Source organism: Massilia psychrophila (genome assembly GCF_002760665.1).
Taxonomy (GTDB): Bacteria; Pseudomonadota; Gammaproteobacteria; order Burkholderiales; family Burkholderiaceae_D; genus JAFCUW01.
The window spans coordinates 1-20,777 of the sequence record NZ_PDOB01000047.1 but is presented as its reverse complement, the minus strand read 5'-3'; the positions used below and the strand labels follow the sequence as shown (position 1 = coordinate 20,777).

Genomic DNA, 20,777 nt, shown 5'->3' with positions numbered 1-20,777 from the left:
TTGGTGTTGGGCAGGGACAGGGCCCCAACTGTTCGCGCAAATTGGGTCCCCGCATGCGCGAGGACGACGATCTAAAGTTCGTTAGCTTTAAATTGGGTTCCCGCATGCGCGAGGACGACGGTCTAAAGTTCGTTAGCTTCAAATTGGGTCCCCGCATGCGCGAAGACGACGATCTAAAGTTCGTTAGCTTTAAATTGGGTCCCCGCATGCGCGAGGACGACGATCTAAAGTTCGTTAGCTTTAAATTGGGTCCCCGCATGCGCGAGGGCGACGGTCTAAAGTTCGTTAGCTTTAAAACCGTCGTCCTCGCGAACGCGGGGACCCCATTTTGTTGATCAGCACCTAGCCCTTCAACGTCTGCTCCAGCACGTGCAGCTCATGGTTGCACTCGGCATTCTTGGTACGATCCAGCGCGATCTTGCGCACCGCGTGCAGCACGGTGGTGTGATCGCGCCCGCCGAACAGTTCGCCGATCTCCGGCAGGCTTTTTTGCGTCAGTTCCTTGGCCAGATACATCGCGATCTGCCGCGGGCGCGCAATGTTGGCCGGGCGCCGTTTCGAATACATGTCGGCGACCTTGATGTTGAAAAAATCTGCCACCGTCTTCTGGATGTTCTCCACCGAGATCTGGCGGTTCTGCACCGACAGCAGATCCTTGAGCGCTTCCTTGACCACGTCGATGGTGATGTCCTTGCCGTGAAAGCGCGAGTACGCCAAAATTTTGCGCAGCGCCCCTTCGAGCTCGCGCACGTTCGAGCGCAGGTGCTTGGCGACGAAAAAGGCGACGTCGTCGGAAAAATTCACGCCTTCCGAATTGGCTTTTTTGAGCAGGATCGCTACCCGCATTTCGAGCTCGGGCGGCTCGATCGCCACCGTCAGGCCGGAGTCGAAGCGCGAGATCAGGCGGTCGTCCATGCCGGTGATCTCTTTCGGGTAGGTGTCGCTGGTGATGATGATCTGTTTTTTGGCCGCGATCAGCGCCTCGAACGCATAGAAAAACTCTTCCTGCGTGCGGCTTTTACCGCCAAAGAACTGGATATCGTCGATCAGCAGCATGTCGAGCGAATGGTAGTAATGCTTGAAGTCGTCGAAGCCCTTGCGCTGGTAAGCCGTCACCACGTCGCGCACGTACTGCTCGGCGTGGATGTAGCGGATGCGGGCGCCCGGCTGGTCGGCCATCACCTGGTTGCCGATGGCGTGGATCAGGTGGGTTTTGCCGAGGCCGACGCCGCCATAGAAAAACAGCGGGTTGTACGACACGCCGGGGTTGTTGGCCACCTGGATGGCGGCGGCGCGTGCGAGCTGGTTGGCCTTGCCGGTGACGAAACTGTCGAACGTCAGGTCGGTGTTGACCCGGCTCTGCTCGCGCCGCGGCGAGTTGGCGATGTTGAACATCTCCGGCGCGGGCGCCGTTTCGGACGCATGCCGCGCCATGCCGGTGTAACCGTCGGCCGGCGGCGCCGGCACCGGCGCCGCCACTTTTTTCGGCAGGTTGTTTTTCGGGTCGAGCACGAACTGCACCTCGATCGGCGCTTCCCAGTACTGGTGCGCCAATGCGGTGATGCGGGCGGCAAACTGCGTCTTCACCCAATCGAGCTTGAAGCGGTTGGGCGCGGCGATGCGCAGCCGGCCGTCCTCGTAATCGAGGGCGATCAGCGGCTTGATCCACGCACTGAATTGTTGCGGGGTCAGCTCCAGTTCCAACTGCGCGGAACAGGTCTGCCAAAAATTTTCCATGAATCGTCTTGTAATAAATAAGGTGTGGATGGGCGTTTCGATGCACCCTGTGGGGAGCATGCGTCGCGCAAGGGGTTCGCCACACGTAACACGCTATTCTACCTGCGAAGGGCCGAGTTATCCACAGGTACGCGGCATATTTTGTTTCCGTACTGCTAGTCCAGCAGGCAGGAAAACCAGCCGGACGCAGCGCACGGGCAGACTGTGAAAGTGACGCCGACCTTGACACGGAGGCGCGAAATGCTGTCTAATTCAGGGTTCCCCGCCCGTATTCGGTGCAACTCGGTTGAATGGCTGCATGATGGCTGCCTGAATGGTTACCTGAGGGCTGCTTGTACGCAGCGGGTTAAAAAGAGTACTTGCCGTGGCGTGTCGCTGGCTTAACCATCTGCGAAATGACCTTGGCGCCGAACACTGACGGACGTCAGACCCGATTTTGCATTTTATTTTGCTTTAAGCGAGAACTCCATGAAACGTACTTACCAACCTTCCGTCGTTCGTCGCAAGCGCACGCACGGCTTCCGCGCTCGTATGGCTACCCGTGGCGGCCGCGATGTCCTGAACGCTCGCCGCGCCAAGGGCCGCAAACGCCTGGCCGTATAAGGCCACGAATGACTAGCGAAGGTTCACACGACTTCGCGCGCGTTCGGCGTATCGTTAAAACGGATGAATTTTCATCCGTTTTTCGTTTGCGCCCGGCGCAAAAAACGGCGCATTTCGTGCTTTACACCCGCTTCAACGAATTGCCGCACGCGCGGCTCGGCGTCGTCGTGGCCAAGCGCTTTGCGCCGCGCGCCGTCACGCGCAACACGATCAAGCGCGTCACGCGCGAGCTGTTTCGCGTCGCGAAGCTGCCCGCGCTCGACTGCATCGTGCGCCTGGCCCGCCCGGTCAACACCAAGCAGGGCCCGGCCACGACGGCGGCGCTGAAGGCGGCTATCCGGGTCGAAATCGCGCGGCTGTTTGCGTCGCAGGCGAACGCGCGGCCAGCGCCAGCGCTGGTGCCGCCCTTGGCAGTTCCGAATGCGGCCGCGCCATGAACAAGCTGCTGGTCGGATTGCTGCGTGCGTATCAACTGCTGCTGTCACCGATGCTGGGCCAGAACTGCCGGTTTTATCCGACATGCTCGAACTATTCGATCGAAGCAATCCGCACCCACGGCGCGGCGCGCGGTTCGCTGCTGGCGCTGCGCCGCGTCTGCAAGTGCCATCCGTGGAACGACGGCGGCTTCGACCCGGTGCCGCCGGCGAACGTCAAACATTCATCTTCGACCGCTCGCGGTTGCAACCACTCCTGAATTTAACTCCTGACCAATACCTCAATGGATATTAATAAACGTACCATCATGTGGATCGTGTTCGCCGTGTCGCTGGTGATTCTCTGGAATGACTGGATGGTCTCGAACGGCAAGCAGTCCATGTTCTCGGCGGCGCCGCCGGCCAGGGTTGCGACCGTGCCCGCCGCTACAAACGGCAGCGCCACCGGCGTTCCGACGGTGGCCCAGGCTCCCGGCGCCGTGCCCGGCGCAGCGCAGGCTGCCGCGCAACAGCGTGAAATCGTCACCATCACCACCGACGTGGTGAAGGTCGATATCGACACCGCCGGCGGCGTCGTACGCCGTCTCGAGCTGCTCAAGTTCAAGAAAGCCGGCAATCCGGGCTGGTTCGGCGGCTGCTTCGGCCTGTTCGAATTCTGCAAGAGCGGTGTCGACGCCACCAAGAACGAAGTGCTGTTCGACGAAGGTCCGAACCACGCTTACCTGGCGCAAACTGGTCTGATCGGCGGCGCGGACCTGCCGAACCACAACACCATCTTTGCCGCCAAGCCAGGCGCGCGCGTCATGCAAGGCGCCAGCGACGTCCAGCTGGTGCTTGAGTCGGAGCAGGGCGGCGTCAAGCTGACCAAGACCTTTACCTTCCGCAAGGGTTCGTACGTGATCGACGTGCGCCACGACGTCACCAACGTCGGCACCGCGCCGGTAACGCCGTCGCTGTACCTGCAGCTGCTGCATGACGGTAACAAGCCGGAAGGCGACTCGTTCTTCAACGCCAGCTTCACCGGCCCGACCTTGTACACGCCCGAAGAGAAGTACCAGAAGCTTGACTTCGGCACGATCGAAAAAAAGGGCAAGGCCGAACACGCCACCAAGGCGAACGATGGCTGGATCGCGATTTCGCAGCACTTTTTCGTGTCCGCCTTCGTCCCGCAGGGTAACGCGGTGCGCGAGATCTACACCAAGAAGGTCGACACCAACCGCTACGCCATCGGTACCGTCGCGCCGCTCGGCAGCGTGGCGCCTGGCGCCACCGTCAGCACCACGGCCAGGCTGTATTCGGGTCCGCAGGACGAGACGCTGCTCGAAAGCGTCTCGCCGGGTCTCGACCTGGTCAAGGATTACGGCTTTCTGACGATCATCGCCAAGCCGATCTTCTGGGTCATCACCCAGATCCACAACGTGCTCGGCAACTGGGGCTGGACCATCATCGCCTTCACGATTCTTATCAAGCTGCTGTTCTTCCCGCTGTCGGCGGCAGGCTACAAGAGCATGGCCAAGGTCAAGCTGGTGACGCCGAAGATGCAGGCGATCCGCGAGCGCTACAAAGGCGATCCGGCCAAGATGAATCAGGCCACGATGGAGCTGTACAAGACCGAGAAGATCAATCCGCTGGGCGGCTGCCTGCCGATCCTGGTGCAGATGCCGGTGTTCATCGCGCTGTACTGGGTGTTGCAGGCGTCGGTTGAATTCCGCGGCGCGCCGTGGATCGGCTGGATCCAGGACTTGTCGCAGCACGATCCGTGGGGCATCCTGCCGGTGCTGTACGCGATCTCGATGTTCATCACCACCAAGCTGAACCCGGCCCCGGCCGATCCGATGCAGGCCAAGATGATGATGTGGATGCCGCTGATTTTCTCGGTGATGTTCTTCATTTTCCCGTCCGGCCTCGTGCTGTACTGGGTGGTCAACAACATCCTGTCGATCGGCCAGCAGTGGGTGATCACGAAGAAGTATGCGGAAGCGTCGGCGAAATAAGGCGCTCGCTTAGCCTAAGAAAGCCCGTGTGAACCACGGGCTTTTTTTTCGGTCGCAACCCTCGTCGTCGTTCTCGCGAACGCGGGGACCCAATTCTTCGGCAATATCGACAATGCCTGGCTTCGTCCGTTAAAAAGATGATCAACTAATCGGGCAAATTGGGTCCCCGCGTGCGCGAGAACGACGGATCTAGAGTTGAGCGGCCTTTAGCGACGCCCTCGTGCACAGGAACGACGGCAAGCAGGCTGCGTCAGTACTCCTCCAATCTACTCTACAATCGAACCATGAACCTTGACTCTTCCCCTATCGCCGCCATCGCCACCGCTGCCGGCCGCGGCGGCATCGGCGTGGTGCGCGCCTCCGGCCGTGACCTGGCGGCGTTGACCGCCGCGCTGTTTCCGAACGCCGTGTTCAAGCCGCGCCATGCTACCTACATCGACTTTACGGCCGCCGACGGCAGCGTCATCGACCAGGGCATCGCCATGGCTTTTACCGGCCCTCACTCGTACACCGGCGAAGACGTGCTCGAACTGCAAGGCCACGGCGGGCCGGTGGTGCTGCAGATGCTGCTCGCGCGCGTGCTCGAAGCGGGCGCCACCTGCGGCCTGCGCCTGGCCGAGCCGGGCGAATTCACCCGCCGCGCCTACCTCAACGACAAGCTCGACCTGGCCCAGGCCGAAGCGGTGGCCGACCTGATCGACGCGTCCACCGAGGCCGCCGCCAAATCGGCGTCGCAGTCGCTGTCGGGCGCCTTTTCCAAGACCATTCATACCCTGGTTGAACAGACCATCGACTTGCGCATGCTGGTCGAAGCGACGCTCGATTTTCCGGAAGAAGAGATCGACTTTCTCGACAAATCCGACGCCCGCGGCCAGCTGGCGGTGATCATCGGCTCGCTCGACAAGGTGTTTACGCAGGCGGCGCAAGGCGCGCTGCTGCGCGAAGGCTTGAATGTGGTGCTGGTCGGCCAGCCGAACGTGGGTAAGTCGTCGCTGCTCAATGCATTGGCCGGGGCCGACGTGGCGATCGTCACGCCGATCGCCGGCACCACACGCGACAAGGTCAGCGAGACAATCCAGATCGAAGGCATTCCGTTGCACATCATCGACACCGCCGGCATCCGCACCATCGACGACGCCGTCGACCAGGTCGAGCGCATCGGCATCGCGCGCACCTGGGGCGAAGTCGGCAAGGCCGACGTGATACTGCACCTGCTCGACGCCAGCTACGGACCGACCGCGGCCGACGAGCACATCGTCGCCGCCCTTCCGGCCGGGGTGCCGGTGCTGCGGATCTGGAACAAGATCGACCTGTCCGGCCACCAGCCGGCGGTCGACGCGGCGCCGGACGCGATCAACGTCTACCTGTCGGCGCACGAGCACCTCGGCATCGACCTGCTGCGCGCGGAACTGCTGCGCATCGCCGGCTGGCAGCAGACCGGCGAATCTTTGTTCCTGGCGCGCGAACGCCACCTGATCGCCTTGCGCGCGGCGCGCGGCCACCTCGCCGCCGCCGCCGACCACGCCGCCCGCACCGACCAGTCGCTCGACCTGTTCGCCGAAGAGCTGCGGCTGGCGCAGGCTCAGCTGTCGAGCATCACCGGCGCGTTTAGCTCGGACGACCTGCTGGGGGTAATATTTGGCCGGTTTTGCATCGGCAAGTGAGGCGCCGTCTCCAGAGATTCAATTTGCCTCGGTCAGGGCGTGTCGATCGAAAAGTCAGCAATTCGACCGCCGCGGTGTGAATGTGCTACGCTTTCCAGCTCAACAGGCCAACGCGACAAGCGGAGCGAAAAATGACCATGCATCATGGCGGTGTCTGGATACGACGGGTCGCCGGCAGCGCCTTTGTTCTGCTCGCAGCGTGCATGCTGGCCTCGTGCGCCAGCCTGATAGGGCGGCGCCAGATCGAAATTCCGCTCTATAAACTGCAAGCGGGCATCGAGCGCCGTTTCCCGTTTGATAACCGCGTGCTCGAACTGTTCGACATCCGCTTGAGCCGGCCCCGGCTGACGCTGCAGGCCGGCACCGACCGCGTGGCGCTCGATATCGATGCCTATGTCGCGCCGCCATTCACCACGCAGTCGTGGAGTGGCAGCCTGGCGCTGTCCGGTCGGCTGTCGGTCGATGCGGCGCGCGGCGCTGTGTTGATGAGCGAGCCGCGGGTCGAGCGTTTCGCCATCACAGGTGTCGACGAAGCGCGCCAGCGCCAGTTCGGCAAGGTCGCCAACGTCCTGATGAACAACGTCATCACCGATGTGCCCGTATATACCTTCCGCGTGGAAGAGCTGCGCTACGCCGGGGTGCAGTTCGTGCCGACCCGGATCACCTCCACTGCCGACGCGCTGGTGGTGACGGTCGAACCGGTCCGCTAGCTTGCCCGCGGCGCAATCCTGTTATTATTTATCGGCACTGATGACGGGCTGCAGGTCCGGGCTTTAGCGCTCCAAGTTCGGGCTTTGTAAAGCGATTTGCGCGGCGCTGAGGGGATGTTGGCGCATTGCGACAGCGCGGGAACTGTCCAAAATTACAGCATTGCAGAGCCAGTGCATTCAGCGTAACGTGTATTTTTACGGCCTCGCAGATGCATCGCGGCGCGTTTGCGGCGCTGATTGAGAAATCTCACGCGTGCGATATTCCACTAAAGTAATCTTGCCGTACGACGTGGGCCAGCAGGTGTTCAAAAGGGGAAATCTTGGAAACCGTTCAAGAGAGTTTGCCGGAAAAAGATGCCAGCACCGAGGCCGCCGTCGCCTCGCCGTTGGCGCGCCAGCGCACACGCCAGAGCCTGCCGCCGAAAGGATCGTGCTGGTACTGCGAAAAGCCGCTCGACAGCGTGCGCCGGTTCTGCGGCAAGGAGTGCGCCGACGGTTTCGACGAAGAGGCCGAATTCACCCGCTGAGGGCGCGTCGGCTCATCTTTGAGCGGTGGTCCGTCGCGCCTGCGCTGCTTGCATGAGCGTTTCCATCGCGCCTTCGAAATCAAACTCGTTTACCGCCAGCGCCACCGCTTTGAAGCCGGCCTCGCCAAGCGCTGTCGCCAGCATGGCGCCCGATTCTTCGACCAAGTCGACCGCCGCGCCGTCGCCACTGGCCAGCAGGGCGGCGAGCCGATCCACCAGCCGCCCCGCCAACCCCTCCGCCAGCCTGCCCACCGACACCTGGGTGTAACTCGGCGCGAGCGTCGGCCTCGGGAGCGCCGCGTCGGCGTCCACCATCAGCGCGATCGCCGGCAGCAGCTCGTCCAGCGCCGCTTTGATTGCATTGATGGCTGGCCGGCTGGCCGCGCCGCCGCATAATTCAATTTCAAGCGCACCGGCCAAACGGTACAGGGCGGGCGCGCAGATCATGCCTGACGCACCTTTTAGCGTATGCGCCATGCGGTGGGCCAAATGCGCCTCGCCGCCGTCGACGGCGGCGAGGATGTGTGCGGCGGCGTCCCGATAGTCGTCGCGAAAACGCCGCAGCATGCGCAGGTACAGCGCACGCTCACCCATGACGCGCGCGGTGCCACCCAGCGGGTCGAGCAAACTGGACGTAGCCGCGCCGCCGTCGGGCAGGCCTGGATGGAAGGAAAAATTTGTCAATGTCATGTACTGACAATAGCAGATTTTTATAGGAGAAATGCCATTGTTTCTATTGCTTGGTAGTAAATGACCAAGTTTTTGATACCGAAAGGCCGCTCACAATGCCGGTGAAGCTGACATCGTAAGTAGTGGCGGCCCGCAACGGATCGATTGGCACGATCGCAGCGGCTGTGGGCACCGTTTCCTCGCGATCACTGTAGTGCAGGATCTGCTTTGCCACCAGGTCGGCGCCGCCGCGTGGACGAATCGTGAAGGTGTTTACCGACATGACTGCCGTGATATCGGCGTGCACGCTGATGGGATAGCCGACTTCGTTCTTCTCCGGCACCGGATCGGGCAGTTCCTGATCGCTGAAAAAATTCGGCGTCACCTGGGTCTGGCCGCTGTACGGCCAGGTCACCAGCACGCCACGGCCCACACCGGCACCATAGCCTTTGTTGGCGGTGAAGTCAGCGGTGAAATAGGTGTAGTTCTTGGCGGTGGTGCCGGAACCTGTGCCGATCTCCTTGAACATCGGCTCGAAAATGACGAAGCGGTGGTAGATGGCGGTAATTAGCTCTTCCGCCATGTAGGCGCCGGAGTTGCTGGAGGTGGCGGAGATCACTTCGCCGTAGGCGTAGGGCGCGGCGAGGGGGTAACCCGCCGTGCTGAGGCGTACTAACAGGTCCACGCCGGTAAAGCCTGGCTTGCCGGCGATCTGTTCATGGGTGATCGTATCATTGATCCGCTGGTAATCCGAGTGGGCCTGAGCCGCTTTGTCGACGACCGTGTTCTGCGTCACCTGCGGCATGCCGATCTGGCTGCGCCGGAAATTGATCCAGTTGCGGCCGTCGATCGCGACAATGCCGACGGATGCCGGGGCGCCTGGTTCGGCGACCGGGGTCGGTGCAGGCGACGAAGGCAGGATGACCGGCGCCGGGCTCGCCAGATTTGGCGCGACTGCAGCGCTGCCGCCACCGCCACAGGCGGCCAGCGAACATGCGGCCGCCAGCGCCGCCAGCGAGGCGGTCCAGCGATTTGTGGTGGTATTCATCGGTGTTTTCAGTTGCATGAGGTTTCCTTTGATCGCGTGATTCTAGGCGATATTGGGGTTAGTGACGTTTCTTTAGGCGCCGGCCGCATGTGCATGCGGACCCACACTGTAAAATAAGCAATTACTGCATTCTATCGAGCGAGCATTTGAAACCTACCCGCCAACAGCGCATGGCGCGCGCCAAGTACGCTTTACCCAGTTCCGTCACACTGCTGTCGATCGCCTGCGGCTTCGGCAGCATCGTCATCTCGGTCGACAACGCCGCCATCGGCGACCCGCAAGCCTACCGCATGGCGGCCATCTTGCTGGTGTTGGCCGGCATCTTCGATGCGCTCGACGGTTTCATCGCGCGCGCCACCAACACCACTTCCGAGTTCGGCATGCAGCTCGACTCGATCGCCGACGTCATGAATTTCGGCTGCGCGCCTGGCCTGTTGATGTACAGCTACGGCTTTGCCCAGCTCGGGCAGAGCCATCCGACCCTGCTGCGCGCCGGTGGCCTGGCCTGCTTCGTGTTCGTCGCCTGCGGCGCCTTGCGGCTGGCGCGCTTCAACGTCAACGTCGGGCGCACCGATCCGCGCTATTTCGTCGGCATGCCGATCACCGCCGGGGCAGCCTGCATTGCCTCCGTCGTCGTCGCCTGGCCCGACCCGCTGGTCAATCAATTGCAGGGCTACCTGCTGATGGCGCTGATGGTCGCGGTCGGCGCGTTGATGGTGTCGACACTGCGTTTCCCCAGTTCTAAACAGCCGAAGAACAAATACGTGTTCTTCGCCATTATCATCAACCTCGGCTTGCTGGTTTGGCTGCAAACTAAATACTTTGGCTTATTTTTTGTTTTTTATGTGAGTGCGACACTGCTGCTCAATATCGCTTGGCGGCAGGGTTGGCGCGGCATAGCGCCACCCGAGGTGTACGACGAGTAAGCAGCATGGTGCTTACGCAATCGATATGATGAATTTCAAGCAAACTTGTCGAGCATCGCGGCGAGCCGGCCGGCGCCGGCCTGGGCTTGCATCAGGTCCTGCGCATTGTCGCTCTGGTTGACAATACAGTTAGTCAGTAGCTGGACGAACGAGCGGTCCAGCGCCTTGCGCGCGGCGGCCATCTGCTGGGCCACTGCGTCGCAGTCGGATGGCTCAGCCGCCAGCGCGATCAGTTTTTGTACTCCGCGCAACTGGCCTTCGATACGGGCCAGCCGGTTCAACAAGTCCTTCTTTTGCCGCGCGCTCAGCGCCGTGCCTTCGACAATTTTTAAACCACTGTCAGACATGCACGCACTCCTGGGGTACTTGGTTAAGCCACTTCGTGGGACCGCGCCGCACGCAGGATTGTAAACCAATTTGTATGGCTGAGCTTGAAGCTGGTGCCGGCAACCGCCACCGCGACCGCCTCGATGCGGCCGCTGCCGGTCAGCGGAATCGGCCGGCATGGCAATTGCATAATCCAGGCGAACACCACGCTGGCGAACGGCTGCGCCAGTTCGTCGGCGATCTGCTTGATCACCAGCCGCAGGTTTTCGGCGTGGCCGTCGTTGCCGCTGAACAGGCGCCCGCCGGCCAGCGGCGACCAAATCATCGGCGCCACGCCGACGTCTTGCAGGCCATCGAAGGTCTGGTCAAACATGGGCGCCACGTGCAGCGGCGAAAACTCGACCTGGTTACTGGCCAGCGCGATGCGCCGGTTCAGGCACTCGAACTGGTGGCGGCTGAAATTGGACACGCCGAAGTGCAGGACCTTGCCGGCTGCGCGCAATGCCGTAAAAGCTTCGGCGATTTCGTCGAATTCCATCAGCGGATCGGGCCGGTGGATCAGCAGCAGGTCGAGGCGGTCAGTATGGAGCTGACGCAGCGACTCCTCGGCCGAGGCGACGATATGGGCCGCGCCGGTGTCGTAATGCTGGATCGAATGGGCAGGCTTTTGCGGCGACACGAGCTTGATGCCGCACTTGCTGACCAGTTCGATTCGGTTGCGCAGCGACGGCTGGGCGCGCAGCGCCTCGCCGAACAGGCCTTCGACACGGTAGTTGCCGTAGATGTCGGCATGGTCGAAGCTGGTGACGCCAAGCGCGATGCACTGCTCGATGAACCCCACCCGCTGCTCCACCGTCATGCCCCATTCCGTCATGCGCCACATGCCGGCGACGATGCGAGACAGCTGCAGTCCCTGTGAGCTGGTGGTAATGCGCGGGCAGTGGAGGTCGGTAGGCATAGTTAAGGGATCAGACTTTAGTTAAGGGGGCAGACCCCGGTTTTGCTAGTAGTTAAGGGGTCGTTAAGGGAGCTGACCCCTCGGGTTACTTCATCATCAGCCGCATCGAATCCCAGGCACGCCCGAAGATGGATGCTTGCGACACTTCTTCCAGCGCGACGACCGGCAGTTCGAGTAGCGATTTGCCGTCGACCATCATTTTCAGGGTGCCGACCTTGCCGTTCAGCGCCAGCGGCGCGACCAGCGGGTCCTTGCGCTCGAGTACAGGCTTCATCTTGGCGGCAACGCCCTTGGGCACCGTCACCAGCACATCGTTGGCAAAGCCGATGTTGACCGACGCTTTCGAGCCCTTCCACACTTCCGGCTTGGCGATTGCCTGGCCTTTCGAGTACAGCTTGACGGTGTCGAAATTCTGGAAACCCCAGTTCAGCAGCTTCTGGCTTTCCTGGGTCCGCGCCGAATCGGACGTCGTGCCGAGCACCACCGAGATCAGGCGCCGCTCGCCGGCGTTGCCGTTCGGCCGGCGCGCCGAGGCGATCATGCCAAAGCCGGCGTTTTCGGTGTGGCCGGTCTTCATGCCGTCGACGGTCGGGTCGAGCCACAGCAGGCGGTTGCGGTTCGGCTGGGTGATCTTGTTATAGGTAAAACTCTTGACCGAGTCGATCTTGTAAAACTCGGGGAAGTCGACGATGACGCGCGCGGCCAGGATCGACAGGTCCTGTGCGGTCGAGTAGTTTTCCGCGCTCGGCAAACCGTGCGGGTTGGCGAAGCGGGTGTTTTTCAGGCCCATGCGCTCCGCTTCGCGGTTCATCAGGGTGACAAAGGCGGCTTCATCGCCGGCCACCGCTTCGGCCAGCGCGACGGCGGCGTCGTTGCCGGACTGCACCATCAGGCCGTACAGCAGGTCGTTGATCTTGACCGGGGTAGCCGGGTCGATGAACATTTTCGAGCTGCTAGGATCGACTTTCCATGCCCTGACCGAGACGTTGACCATCTGGTTGATGTTGATCTTCTTGTCCTTGAGCGCCTGGAACGTCACGTAGGCGGTCATGATTTTGGTCAGCGAAGCGGGCTCGATGCGGGCGGACTGATCCTGGGCGGCAATCACCTGGCCGCTGGTGGCGTCGAGCAGGAGCCAGGACCTGGCGGCGATGGCGGGCGCCGGCAGGGTTTGCGCGACCGCGGCGGTCATCAACATGACAGTGGCGGCCAGGGCGGCGAACATTTTTTTCATGGGAATCGACATCTTAAAAGTGAGGGACGCGGGCAATGCCTCGAGGCATTGCCGTAAAAGAAGATCTAATTATAGCGAGGATTATTCGGGGCGACGCCACAGTTGTGTTACGAGATTCTTGATGTGGCCAAGCTTGCGGTGGAAGAAGTGGTCGGCGCCCGGGATCACGATCACCGGGATATCCTGCGGCCGCGCCCAGTCGAGCACTGCCGCGAGCGGAATGGTGTCGTCGACTTCGCCGTGGATCAGGATCGAATCGGCCGGCACGTCCGGCATGGCCCACTTGCCGGCGGCGCTGCCGATCAGCACCAGGCGCTCGGCCGGCTCGCCGGCGGCAGTCAATCGTTGCTGCAGCTGGGCCGAGACAAAGGTGCCGAACGAAAATCCGGCCAGCGCCACCGGCAGGCCCGGGTAACGCGACCGCATCTGCGCCAGCAGGATCGCCATGTCGTCGGTCTCGCCGTGGCCGTTGTCATGCACGCCCTCGGAGGCGCCGACGCCGCGGAAGTTGAAGCGCACCGCGCAATAACCGAGGCCGGTGAAGGTGCGCGCCAGCGTCTGCGCGACCTTGTTGTCCATCGTGCCGCCGTACAGCGGATGCGGATGGGCGATCAGGGCGACACCGCGGGGAGCACCGCCCCCGGGGTCCGCGGGTAAATCAAGCACGCATTCCATCACGCCGGCAGCGCCGGCAAGGGTGAATTTTTCGGATTGTCTGTTCATGTGCAAAAAACGGTTCAGATTTTGAGGCGTTCGACGACCTTGCCGCCGACCAGGTGGCTGTCGATGATTTCGTCGATGTCGCTGTTGTCGATGTAGGTGTACCAGGTGCCTTCGGGATAGACCACCATCACCGGGCCTTCGTCGCAGCGGTCGAGGCAGCCGGCCTGGTTGATGCGGATCTTGGTGTGGCCGTTCAGGCCGAGCTGCTTGATGCGCGTCTTGGCGTGCTTTTGGGCCGCCTGCGCGCCGCGTTCGCCGCAGCAAGGGCGGCCGTCTTCGCGCGCGTTCATGCAAATGAATACGTGCTTTTCATAAAAGGGAGTGTCGCTCATCAGGTTCTTCCGCGAAAAAGGAGGGGGCAAAAAGCGCAAAAACGCCCCTTTATCATACCCGGTCTGCCTGGCGATTGAGTTTATGCGAGGGAAGGAGCAGGAACCACAGCGCAAAAAACGGCCACAGCAATGACAGAAACTGGGCCGCGCCGTTAAAATTTAGAAACTTTCCCTGCACCCAGCCCTGCAGGGTCGAGACGAAATACGGATTGGACGGTATTGTATTGACTATCAGCAGACTGAGCAGCAGGGTGCCGATCGCCAGGCGCCGCTGCGCCGCCTTCGGCGCAAAAGCGAGGCCGGCCAGCATGATCAGGCCGATCAGGAAGCCGCCCTGGGCACCGGGCGTGATCCAGACCCAGGCGTTATCCGGGGTAAACAGCAGCGAACTGGCCAGCGCCTTGATCACCAGCGCCGCCGCCAGCATGGCCGCGACCAGCCGTACGCGCGGGGCGCCGCGCCGCAGCATGCACAGCATGGTCAGCACCGCGCCGGTCATGCCGCAGGCGGTGATGATGGTTTCCGACAGCCAATACTGCTCGACGCTCATCGCCGCGCCCGGGTGCAGCAGGGCGACCAGGTCGATGTCGCTGTCGAGCGCGGTGGACAGCCACTCGGAAAAGATCGGCAGCACCTGGCCGTGGCCGAACAGATAGGCTTGCGGATAAATCTGCGCCAGCGGCCACAGCGCCAGCAATACCAGGCCCTGGCTGCCGTACGAGGCAAACCAGCGCTGGCGCACCTGGAAGATGCGGCTCTCGTTGAGGTAGGAGCGGGCGCCGGCCACGCCGATGAAGGCGCCGGCGAAGCAGCCGAGCGAATTGGTGAAGAAATCGAGGTTCGACGGCACCCGGCTCGGCAAATAGGTCTGCACCGCCTCCATCGCGCCCGACACCAGCATGCCGAGGATGGCCGTCAGCAGCACCGCCCAGGCGCCGCGGATCTTCGGATACACCGATGGCACGATCAGCATGCCGAGCGGGACGTAGCCGATGATGTTGACCGCCACGTCGAAGCCGGTCCAGTAGCGCTGCGGCGTCAGGTTCAGGAACGACCACGGTTCCAGTCCGGTGCTGCGCCAGCCGGTGAACGGGAACCAGCTGGCATACACGATCAGCAGCAGGTACGCCACCAGCGCCGCCCGCACCATCGGCGAACCTTTGCGCCGTTCTACCCTTACAACGGCGCCATCGGTCATTGCTTGCGCAGGTTCTGCGTCGCCAGCCAGCCGATCATGTCGGCCGCCACCGCATCGGCGGCTTGCGCCAGCGCGCGGGCGCCGCCGCCGGCGTCGACGCTGCCGGCCTCGATTCTGCGGCTGAAGGTGCGCTGGTCGACCAGCGAGTGGCCATGGAACAGCGAAGCGCGCAGCACCAGCTGGCCGTAGCTTGTGGTGGCGCTGTCGAAGGTGTGGGTGAAGTCATCGAGGTCGATGCGCAGCAGCGGCACGCCGTTTGATGCGTCGCTTGTCGACAGCACCTTGACGCCGGCTTGCGCCACCCGCGACTTGAAACGCTGGGTCAGCAACTGCAGCGGGGTCGAACTCCAGCGGCTGTTGGCGTACGAGCGCGCCTGCAGCGGATCGGCGTAGTTCAGGCGGTAGAACATGCGCTCGTTGTCGAAGGCGGGGTTGCCGGTGACGTCGGTGACGACGATGGCCGGCACCGTTTGCGCGGTGCGGGTGGCGGTGACGGGATTGTCGGATGAGCCGAAATCGTACAGCGTGTTGCCGCCTTTCTCCTTGCCGCCGCCGGCGGCGCAGCCGGCCAGTACGATGACCAGGGCGCCGGCCGCGGCCAGCAGGCCGGTGCGGGTACGAATCCGGGTACGAATCACATAGCGGGCGATCGTCAGGTTCATGGTTTTCCTTATTTGGTCGGTGCGACGAAACCGGGTTCGCCCGGGCCCGGACTGGCGTTGCCGGAGCCGAACAGCAGGCCTTGCGGCCGGTCCGACAGCGACGTGGCGGTACGCTTGACGGCGCGCAGCGCGGTGCGCGCTTCGTCCGTCATTGCCACCACGTGCGGCAGGGTTTGCAGTTCAAGCTCGCTGGTGACGCCTTCGAGCGAGCCGCCGACCCGGTCGATGGTCTCGGCCATGCGCTGGATCGGCCCGTCCGGCGCCTGCAGCGTGGTGGCCAGCTTGTCGAAATTTTTGGTTGTCCTGGTGGCGCTGGCCGACAGCTCGTTGAGCGACGCCATGCTCTGCGCGGCCTTGTCGGTCAGTTCCGGCAGCCGCTTCAAGGTCGGTTCGAGCTGCTTCGGAATCTGCGCGTAAGCCTCGGCGGTCTTGCCGATCTTGGTGAAGGCGTCGGTCATCAGCTTCTGGTTGTCGGGCCCCAGCATGGCGTTTACCTTGGAGGTGATTTCTTCGGTCTTTTGCAGGATCACCAGGCCGCGCTTTTCCAGCTGGTCGAGCAGGCCCTGGCGCAGCGGAATCGCGGCTACCTGGGCCGTGTCGCTTTTAAGCAGCGGCGAACCGGTCTTCTCGTCGTCGAGCTGGATGAAAGCGATCCCGGTCACGCCCTGGTAGCCGAGCGTGGCAAAGGTGGTTTCGGTGACGGGCGCTTTTGGATCGACCGACAGGCGGATTATGATCTGGCCGGCCACCGCCGGGTTGAAGCTGATGTCGTCGACCCTGCCCACTTCCAGGCCGCGGTAGCGCACCGCCGCCTGCGGGTTCAGGCCCGGAATCGATTCGGTGGTGGCGATCAGGTAAGGCACCCGCTCGGTGCTGTCGCGGTTGAACCAGATCCCCGCCAGCACCGCCGCAATCAGCAGGGCGATGGTGAAGAAGCCGGTCATCAAGGCATGCGATCTGTTTTCCATACGTCAGTTCTCCGGTTCGTTCGCTTGTGCTGGCTGTTTAAAAGGCAGGTTCGCGTGCTCTTGCGCGCGCACATGCTCTTGCTCTTCAAGCACTTCGAGGGCGCGTTGTCCGCGCGCGCCCAGGAAAAATTGTTTAATGAACGGGTGATCTACCTTGAGGATGTCGCGCGTCGGTCCCAGTGCGATCACGTGTTTTTCAGCCAGCACCGCGATGCGCGTCGACAGCGCGAACAGCGTGTCGAGATCGTGGGTGACCATCACCACGGTCAGCCCCAGTTCACGGTGTAGCGACTGGATCAGCGCCACGAACGCATCCGACAGGTCGGGATCGAGCCCGGCCGTCGGCTCGTCGAGGAACAGCAGCTGCGGCTCGAGCGCCAGCGCGCGCGCCAGCGAAGCCCGCTTGATCATGCCGCCCGACAGGTCGGACGGCATCTTCTTGGCGTGTTCGACACCCAGGCCGACCATGTTCATTTTAAGCAGTACCGCATCATAAATCACGTCTTCCGGCAGCGCGCGCAGTTCGCGCATCGGCAGCGCGATATTGTCGAACACCGTCAGCGCGGAATACATCGCGCCCTGCTGGAACAGCATGCCCCAGTGGTTGCGCATGCGCTTGAGCTGGTCGGCGTCGGCCTCGCTGATGTCTTCGCCGAACACCTTCACGCAGCCGCGCGCGGGGCGCTCCAGGCCAAGCATCTGGCGCAGCAGTACCGTCTTGCCGGTGCCTGAGCCGCCGACGATCGACAGGATTTCGCCGCCATAGATCTCCAGGTTCAGGTCCTGGTGCACGACGGTGCGGCCGAACTTGGTCCACAGGCCCTCGATCTCGACCACCGCCGGTCCGACTTTCTCGTCCGGCTTCATGGTCAGGCGCGGCGCCTGGCGCTCTGGCGTGGTGGCGGCCATCAGTAGAAGCCCACGCCGGAAAAAATAATGGCGAACACCGCGTCGGCCAAAATGACTACCGTGATCGCAGTCACTACCGAGGTGGTGGTGCCGCGCCCGAGGCTTTCGGTGTTCGGCTTGATGCGCAGGCCAAAATGGCAGGATACCAGCGCGATCAGCATGCCGAACACGGTGCCCTTCAGCAGGCCGATGACGTAGTTCGCCAGCGGCACCGCGTCGGGCAGCTTTTGAATGAAGTAGCGCGCCGACAGGCCCAGCTCCATCTTGGCCGACACCATGCCGCCGATCAGCGCCATCGCATCGGTCCACACCACCAGCAGCGGCATCGAGATCGCCAGCGCAAGTACCTTCGGCATGATCAGCCGGTAGCCGTGCGAGATTCCCATTACCAGCATCGCATCGAGTTCCTCGGTCACCCGCATCACGCCCAGTTGCGCCGTGATGGACGAGCCGGAGCGGCCGGCCACCAGGATCGCCGCCAGCAGCGGACCCAATTCGCGGATCACGCTCATGCCGAGGATGTTCACCAGGTACATGTCGCCGCCAAAAGTACGCAGCTGCTGTGCCGACAGGTAGGACAGCACCACGCCGATCAGGAAGCCGACCAGCGCGGTGATGCCGAGCGCCTGGAAGCCGGCGTGGAAAATGTTCGAGGAAATTTCGCGCCATGGCCCGGTGAGCGGGTGGCGCACGAAGCGACCGATGTCCTGGGTGACTTGGCCGATCAGGCGGATGAAGCCCCACAGGTGCTCGAAGAACGACAGCATGCCGAAGCCGAGCACCATCACCCAGGTGAAGCGTCTGGCGCGGGTGGGCGGCAGCGTGACGCGGCTCGATTCCTCGATCCGCTTGAACAGTTCTTCCTGTTTCGGCGCCAGCTTCAACTGCGCCGGGCGCTGCTTGCCCCAGGCATTCCAGAACATCTGGGCGCCGATATGGTCAATACTGGTGATGCCGGACAGATCCCAGTCGAGCGCCTGCTTGCCCGTCAGCGAGGCCAGCATCGTGCCGATGGTCTTGATGGCGCCGCGTTCGGCCAGTGCATGCACCTGCCAGATACCGCTGGCGACGACAGCACGCGCCGTGCTGCTGTCGGCATGGTGAAGGGTTAAGGTTGGCGCATTTTCAATCGGCATTGCACCAGTGTAAAAGAGTTTGGGTGAGTCCGCTACCGAAGTTCGTTTGGCGCCCTCAGGCTGCAAGGTGGCGCACCTGGCGCTGCGGCGCCGCGGCGGCCGGCCCGGCTTTCATCGGCTTGGCGTCGACGCGGCCGGCGTAATCGCTGGCCACCAGCGCGGTCGCGGCGGCTTCATCCATGCCGCCAACCTGCAGCCACTGGCCCACCAGGCTGGCCAGGCGCTCCAGCGCGATGCGGTGGGTGGCGTCGGTCTTGCTGTAGATCCAGTCGGAGAACGCCATGAAATTATTGAACGGCGCATCGCCCAGCATCTGCGCGATGGTATTGACGAAGCGTCCCGAGTTGGCGACCAGGTCCCAGTAGCGCGCAAAGCGCACCAGCCGCAGCATGGTGCCAAAGTCGATGTCGCGGGTGGCCAGGATGGTGTACGGCGGGTACGGATCGAACACCATGCCATATTCTTCGGTGTGGCGGATGATCGGCGTGCCACGCAGCCGCTTGAGGATGCCGAACTGGACCTCGTGCGGCCCCAGCGCTACCAGTTGGTCGAAGCCGCGCGCAAAACTGACGACGTCCTCGCCCGGCAGGCCGGCGATCAGGTCGACGTGCAGGTGGGCGTGCGAGTGTTCGCACAACCAGCGGATATTCTCCGCCGCCTTGGCATTGTCCTGCCTGCGGCTGACCAGCATTTGCACTTCTGGATTGAAGCTCTGGATGCCGATCTCGAACTGCAGCGCACCGGGCGGAAATTTCGCAATGCCTTCCTTGAGCGCGTCCGGCAGGTGGTCCGGCACCAGCTCGAAGTGGGCGTACACCGGATCGTCGGGATTGGCGGCCAGCTTGTCGAGGAAAAATTGCATGATCTTCAGGCTGGTCTTGATATTGAGATTAAAAGTACGGTCGACGAACTTGAACAGCCGCGCGCCGCGCGCGTGCAGCGACTCCAGTTCGGCCAAAAAAGTATCGAGCGCAAACGGCCACGCGGTCTTGTCCAGCGCCGACAGGCAGAACTCGCACTTGAACGGGCAGCCGCGCGACGCTTCTACATACAGAGTGCGGTGGGCGACGTCGTCGTCGCTGTAGAGAGAGTAGGGCAGCTTGATGTCCGCCATCGGCGGCTGCACGCCAGCGTGGATTTTCATCAAAGGCTTGGGCCCGTTTAAAATCTCGCCGCACAGCCTGGGAAAGGTGACGTCGCCCCAGCCGGTGACCAGGTAATCGGCCAACTGGACGATCTGCTGTTTGGCGCTCTCGTGCGACACCTCCGGTCCGCCCAGCACGATGACGACGCCCGGCGCCACCCGCTTGAGCATGGCGACGACCCGAGTGGTTTCTTCGACGTTCCATATATAGATGCCGAAACCGATCACACGCGGCTTGCCGGCCAGCAGTTTTTCAACGATCTCGGTGGTCTTCGCGCCGATGACGAACTCCTGGATGCGTGCTTGCGCTTGCAAGTCTCCCATGTTCGCCAGTAAGTAGCGCAGGCCCAGCGAAGCGTGGGTGTAACGGGCGTTGAGCGTCGAGAGGATGATCGTCATAGTGGAAGTTGTGGCCGAAAAACCGCCATTTTACGCCCGCCCCATAAATTTCCAGCGTATTGTCACAAACCCTCTTGCCAACCCTGACAGCGGTTTGCTATAGTTCGCCTCCCGAAGAAAAAGACGCACCAAATCAACGAGTTGCGAAAGAATCATCGGGGTGTGCGCGAAGCGCACAATGTAAAAAAGAGGTTGACGAAACAAGCTAAACGCTTCATACTCTTCCTCCTCTGCTGCTGACAAACACACCGCTTTGTCGCAAAGTAGCAAGATGTACCGAATAAGTTCTTTAACAATTAACAGTCGATAAGTGTGGGCGTTTGATGAAAGTGCCAGTGACTTCGGTCACTGAATACTTAAATTATCAAATGTTCACAAAAAAGAAATATAGGCGCTTCGCAAGAAGTGGCCTGTCAGTATTTTGAGTGAGCGACCTGTCTTAACGGACAGTGGCAGCAATGCCAACAAACAAGAT

General features: G+C 62.2%; 22 protein-coding genes. 8 read left to right on the top strand and 14 right to left on the bottom strand.

Translation table 11 applies throughout. The features are described 5' to 3' along the window. Nucleotides 1–342: 342 nt before the first annotated feature. The gene (gene dnaA, locus CR103_RS19850; RefSeq protein WP_099917651.1) at nt 343–1,737 is read right to left on the bottom strand and encodes a chromosomal replication initiator protein DnaA; all 1,395 of its coding nucleotides are present in this window, start codon (nt 1,735–1,737) and stop codon (nt 343–345) included. 468 nt (nt 1,738–2,205) lie between these two features. Between dnaA and rpmH the strand changes: the two genes are divergently transcribed. From rpmH to CR103_RS19815, 7 genes are all read left to right on the top strand, one after another. Continuing rightward, nucleotides 2,206–2,340, top strand: a complete 135-nt coding sequence (gene rpmH / locus CR103_RS19845; RefSeq protein ID WP_010401996.1) for a 50S ribosomal protein L34 — start codon at nt 2,206–2,208, stop codon at nt 2,338–2,340. 8 nt (nt 2,341–2,348) lie between these two features. After that, the gene (gene rnpA / locus CR103_RS19840; protein WP_099917650.1) at nt 2,349–2,777 is read left to right on the top strand and encodes a ribonuclease P protein component; all 429 of its coding nucleotides are present in this window, start codon (nt 2,349–2,351) and stop codon (nt 2,775–2,777) included. After that, nucleotides 2,774–3,034: a membrane protein insertion efficiency factor YidD gene (gene yidD, locus CR103_RS19835; RefSeq protein WP_099917649.1), complete on the top strand. Its 261-nt coding sequence runs from the start codon at nt 2,774–2,776 to the stop codon at nt 3,032–3,034. Before rnpA ends, yidD begins: the two co-directional genes overlap by 4 nt. Before the next feature lie 24 nt (nt 3,035–3,058). Continuing rightward, nucleotides 3,059–4,768, top strand: coding sequence for a membrane protein insertase YidC (gene yidC / locus CR103_RS19830; protein ID WP_099917648.1), 1,710 nt, complete (start codon nt 3,059–3,061; stop codon nt 4,766–4,768). Nucleotides 4,769–5,052: 284 nt separating this feature from the next. After that, the gene (gene mnmE / locus CR103_RS19825) at nt 5,053–6,432 is read left to right on the top strand and encodes a tRNA uridine-5-carboxymethylaminomethyl(34) synthesis GTPase MnmE (protein WP_099917647.1); all 1,380 of its coding nucleotides are present in this window, start codon (nt 5,053–5,055) and stop codon (nt 6,430–6,432) included. 131 nt (nt 6,433–6,563) lie between these two features. After that, the gene (locus tag CR103_RS19820) at nt 6,564–7,142 is read left to right on the top strand and encodes a DUF1439 domain-containing protein (protein ID WP_099917646.1); all 579 of its coding nucleotides are present in this window, start codon (nt 6,564–6,566) and stop codon (nt 7,140–7,142) included. 320 nt (nt 7,143–7,462) lie between these two features. Next, nucleotides 7,463–7,669: a hypothetical protein gene (locus CR103_RS19815; RefSeq protein ID WP_099917645.1), complete on the top strand. Its 207-nt coding sequence runs from the start codon at nt 7,463–7,465 to the stop codon at nt 7,667–7,669. 12 nt (nt 7,670–7,681) lie between these two features. On the opposite strand, the gene CR103_RS19810 is transcribed toward CR103_RS19815, so the two are convergent. Further along, a complete protein-coding gene (locus CR103_RS19810) occupies nt 7,682–8,353 on the bottom strand; it encodes an Hpt domain-containing protein (RefSeq protein WP_188827418.1) in 672 nt (223 codons plus the stop codon). A gap of 49 nt (nt 8,354–8,402) precedes the next feature. After that, nucleotides 8,403–9,404, bottom strand: coding sequence for a CAP domain-containing protein (locus CR103_RS19805; RefSeq protein ID WP_229443678.1), 1,002 nt, complete (start codon nt 9,402–9,404; stop codon nt 8,403–8,405). Between the two features lie 152 nt (nt 9,405–9,556). Here CR103_RS19805 and pssA point away from each other — a divergent pair, with 152 nt between their 5' ends. Continuing rightward, entirely contained in the window at nt 9,557–10,312 is a 756-nt protein-coding gene (gene pssA, locus CR103_RS19800; RefSeq protein WP_099917643.1) for a CDP-diacylglycerol--serine O-phosphatidyltransferase, read from the top strand. A 35-nt stretch (nt 10,313–10,347) separates the two neighbouring features. Here the strand turns inward: pssA and CR103_RS19795 are convergent, their stop codons facing one another. The 11 genes from CR103_RS19795 to CR103_RS19745 all read right to left on the bottom strand — a co-directional run bounded on the left by CR103_RS19795 (nt 10,348) and on the right by CR103_RS19745 (nt 20,302). Further along, nucleotides 10,348–10,659 carry a metal-sensitive transcriptional regulator gene (locus tag CR103_RS19795; RefSeq protein ID WP_099917642.1) on the bottom strand — a complete coding sequence of 104 codons (312 nt, stop codon included), beginning with the start codon at nt 10,657–10,659 and terminating at the stop codon, nt 10,348–10,350. Between the two features lie 23 nt (nt 10,660–10,682). Further along, the gene (locus CR103_RS19790; RefSeq protein ID WP_099917641.1) at nt 10,683–11,597 is read right to left on the bottom strand and encodes an aldo/keto reductase; all 915 of its coding nucleotides are present in this window, start codon (nt 11,595–11,597) and stop codon (nt 10,683–10,685) included. A gap of 85 nt (nt 11,598–11,682) precedes the next feature. Continuing rightward, the gene (locus CR103_RS19785) at nt 11,683–12,831 is read right to left on the bottom strand and encodes a D-alanyl-D-alanine carboxypeptidase family protein (protein WP_099917640.1); all 1,149 of its coding nucleotides are present in this window, start codon (nt 12,829–12,831) and stop codon (nt 11,683–11,685) included. Between the two features lie 81 nt (nt 12,832–12,912). Then, nucleotides 12,913–13,554, bottom strand: coding sequence for an alpha/beta hydrolase (locus CR103_RS19780; RefSeq protein WP_099917639.1), 642 nt, complete (start codon nt 13,552–13,554; stop codon nt 12,913–12,915). A 14-nt stretch (nt 13,555–13,568) separates the two neighbouring features. Next, a complete protein-coding gene (locus tag CR103_RS19775; RefSeq protein ID WP_099917638.1) occupies nt 13,569–13,886 on the bottom strand; it encodes a (2Fe-2S) ferredoxin domain-containing protein in 318 nt (105 codons plus the stop codon). Between the two features lie 52 nt (nt 13,887–13,938). Continuing rightward, nucleotides 13,939–15,084, bottom strand: coding sequence for a VanZ family protein (locus tag CR103_RS19770; RefSeq protein ID WP_099917637.1), 1,146 nt, complete (start codon nt 15,082–15,084; stop codon nt 13,939–13,941). Beyond that, on the bottom strand, nt 15,081–15,746 hold the full coding sequence (locus CR103_RS19765) for an ABC-type transport auxiliary lipoprotein family protein (RefSeq protein WP_099917636.1): 666 nt from the start codon (nt 15,744–15,746) through the stop codon (nt 15,081–15,083). Before CR103_RS19765 ends, CR103_RS19770 begins: the two co-directional genes overlap by 4 nt. An 8-nt stretch (nt 15,747–15,754) precedes the next feature. Next, entirely contained in the window at nt 15,755–16,714 is a 960-nt protein-coding gene (locus CR103_RS19760) for an MlaD family protein (RefSeq protein ID WP_099917635.1), read from the bottom strand. A gap of 3 nt (nt 16,715–16,717) precedes the next feature. Beyond that, on the bottom strand, nt 16,718–17,581 hold the full coding sequence (locus CR103_RS19755) for an ABC transporter ATP-binding protein (protein ID WP_099917657.1): 864 nt from the start codon (nt 17,579–17,581) through the stop codon (nt 16,718–16,720). 41 nt (nt 17,582–17,622) lie between these two features. Continuing rightward, a complete protein-coding gene (locus CR103_RS19750) occupies nt 17,623–18,759 on the bottom strand; it encodes an MlaE family ABC transporter permease (RefSeq protein ID WP_099917634.1) in 1,137 nt (378 codons plus the stop codon). A 55-nt stretch (nt 18,760–18,814) separates the two neighbouring features. Beyond that, nucleotides 18,815–20,302 (bottom strand): B12-binding domain-containing radical SAM protein, encoded by a 1,488-nt coding sequence (locus CR103_RS19745; RefSeq protein WP_099917633.1) that lies wholly within the window; start codon nt 20,300–20,302, stop codon nt 18,815–18,817. Between the last annotated feature and the right edge of the window lie 475 nt (nt 20,303–20,777).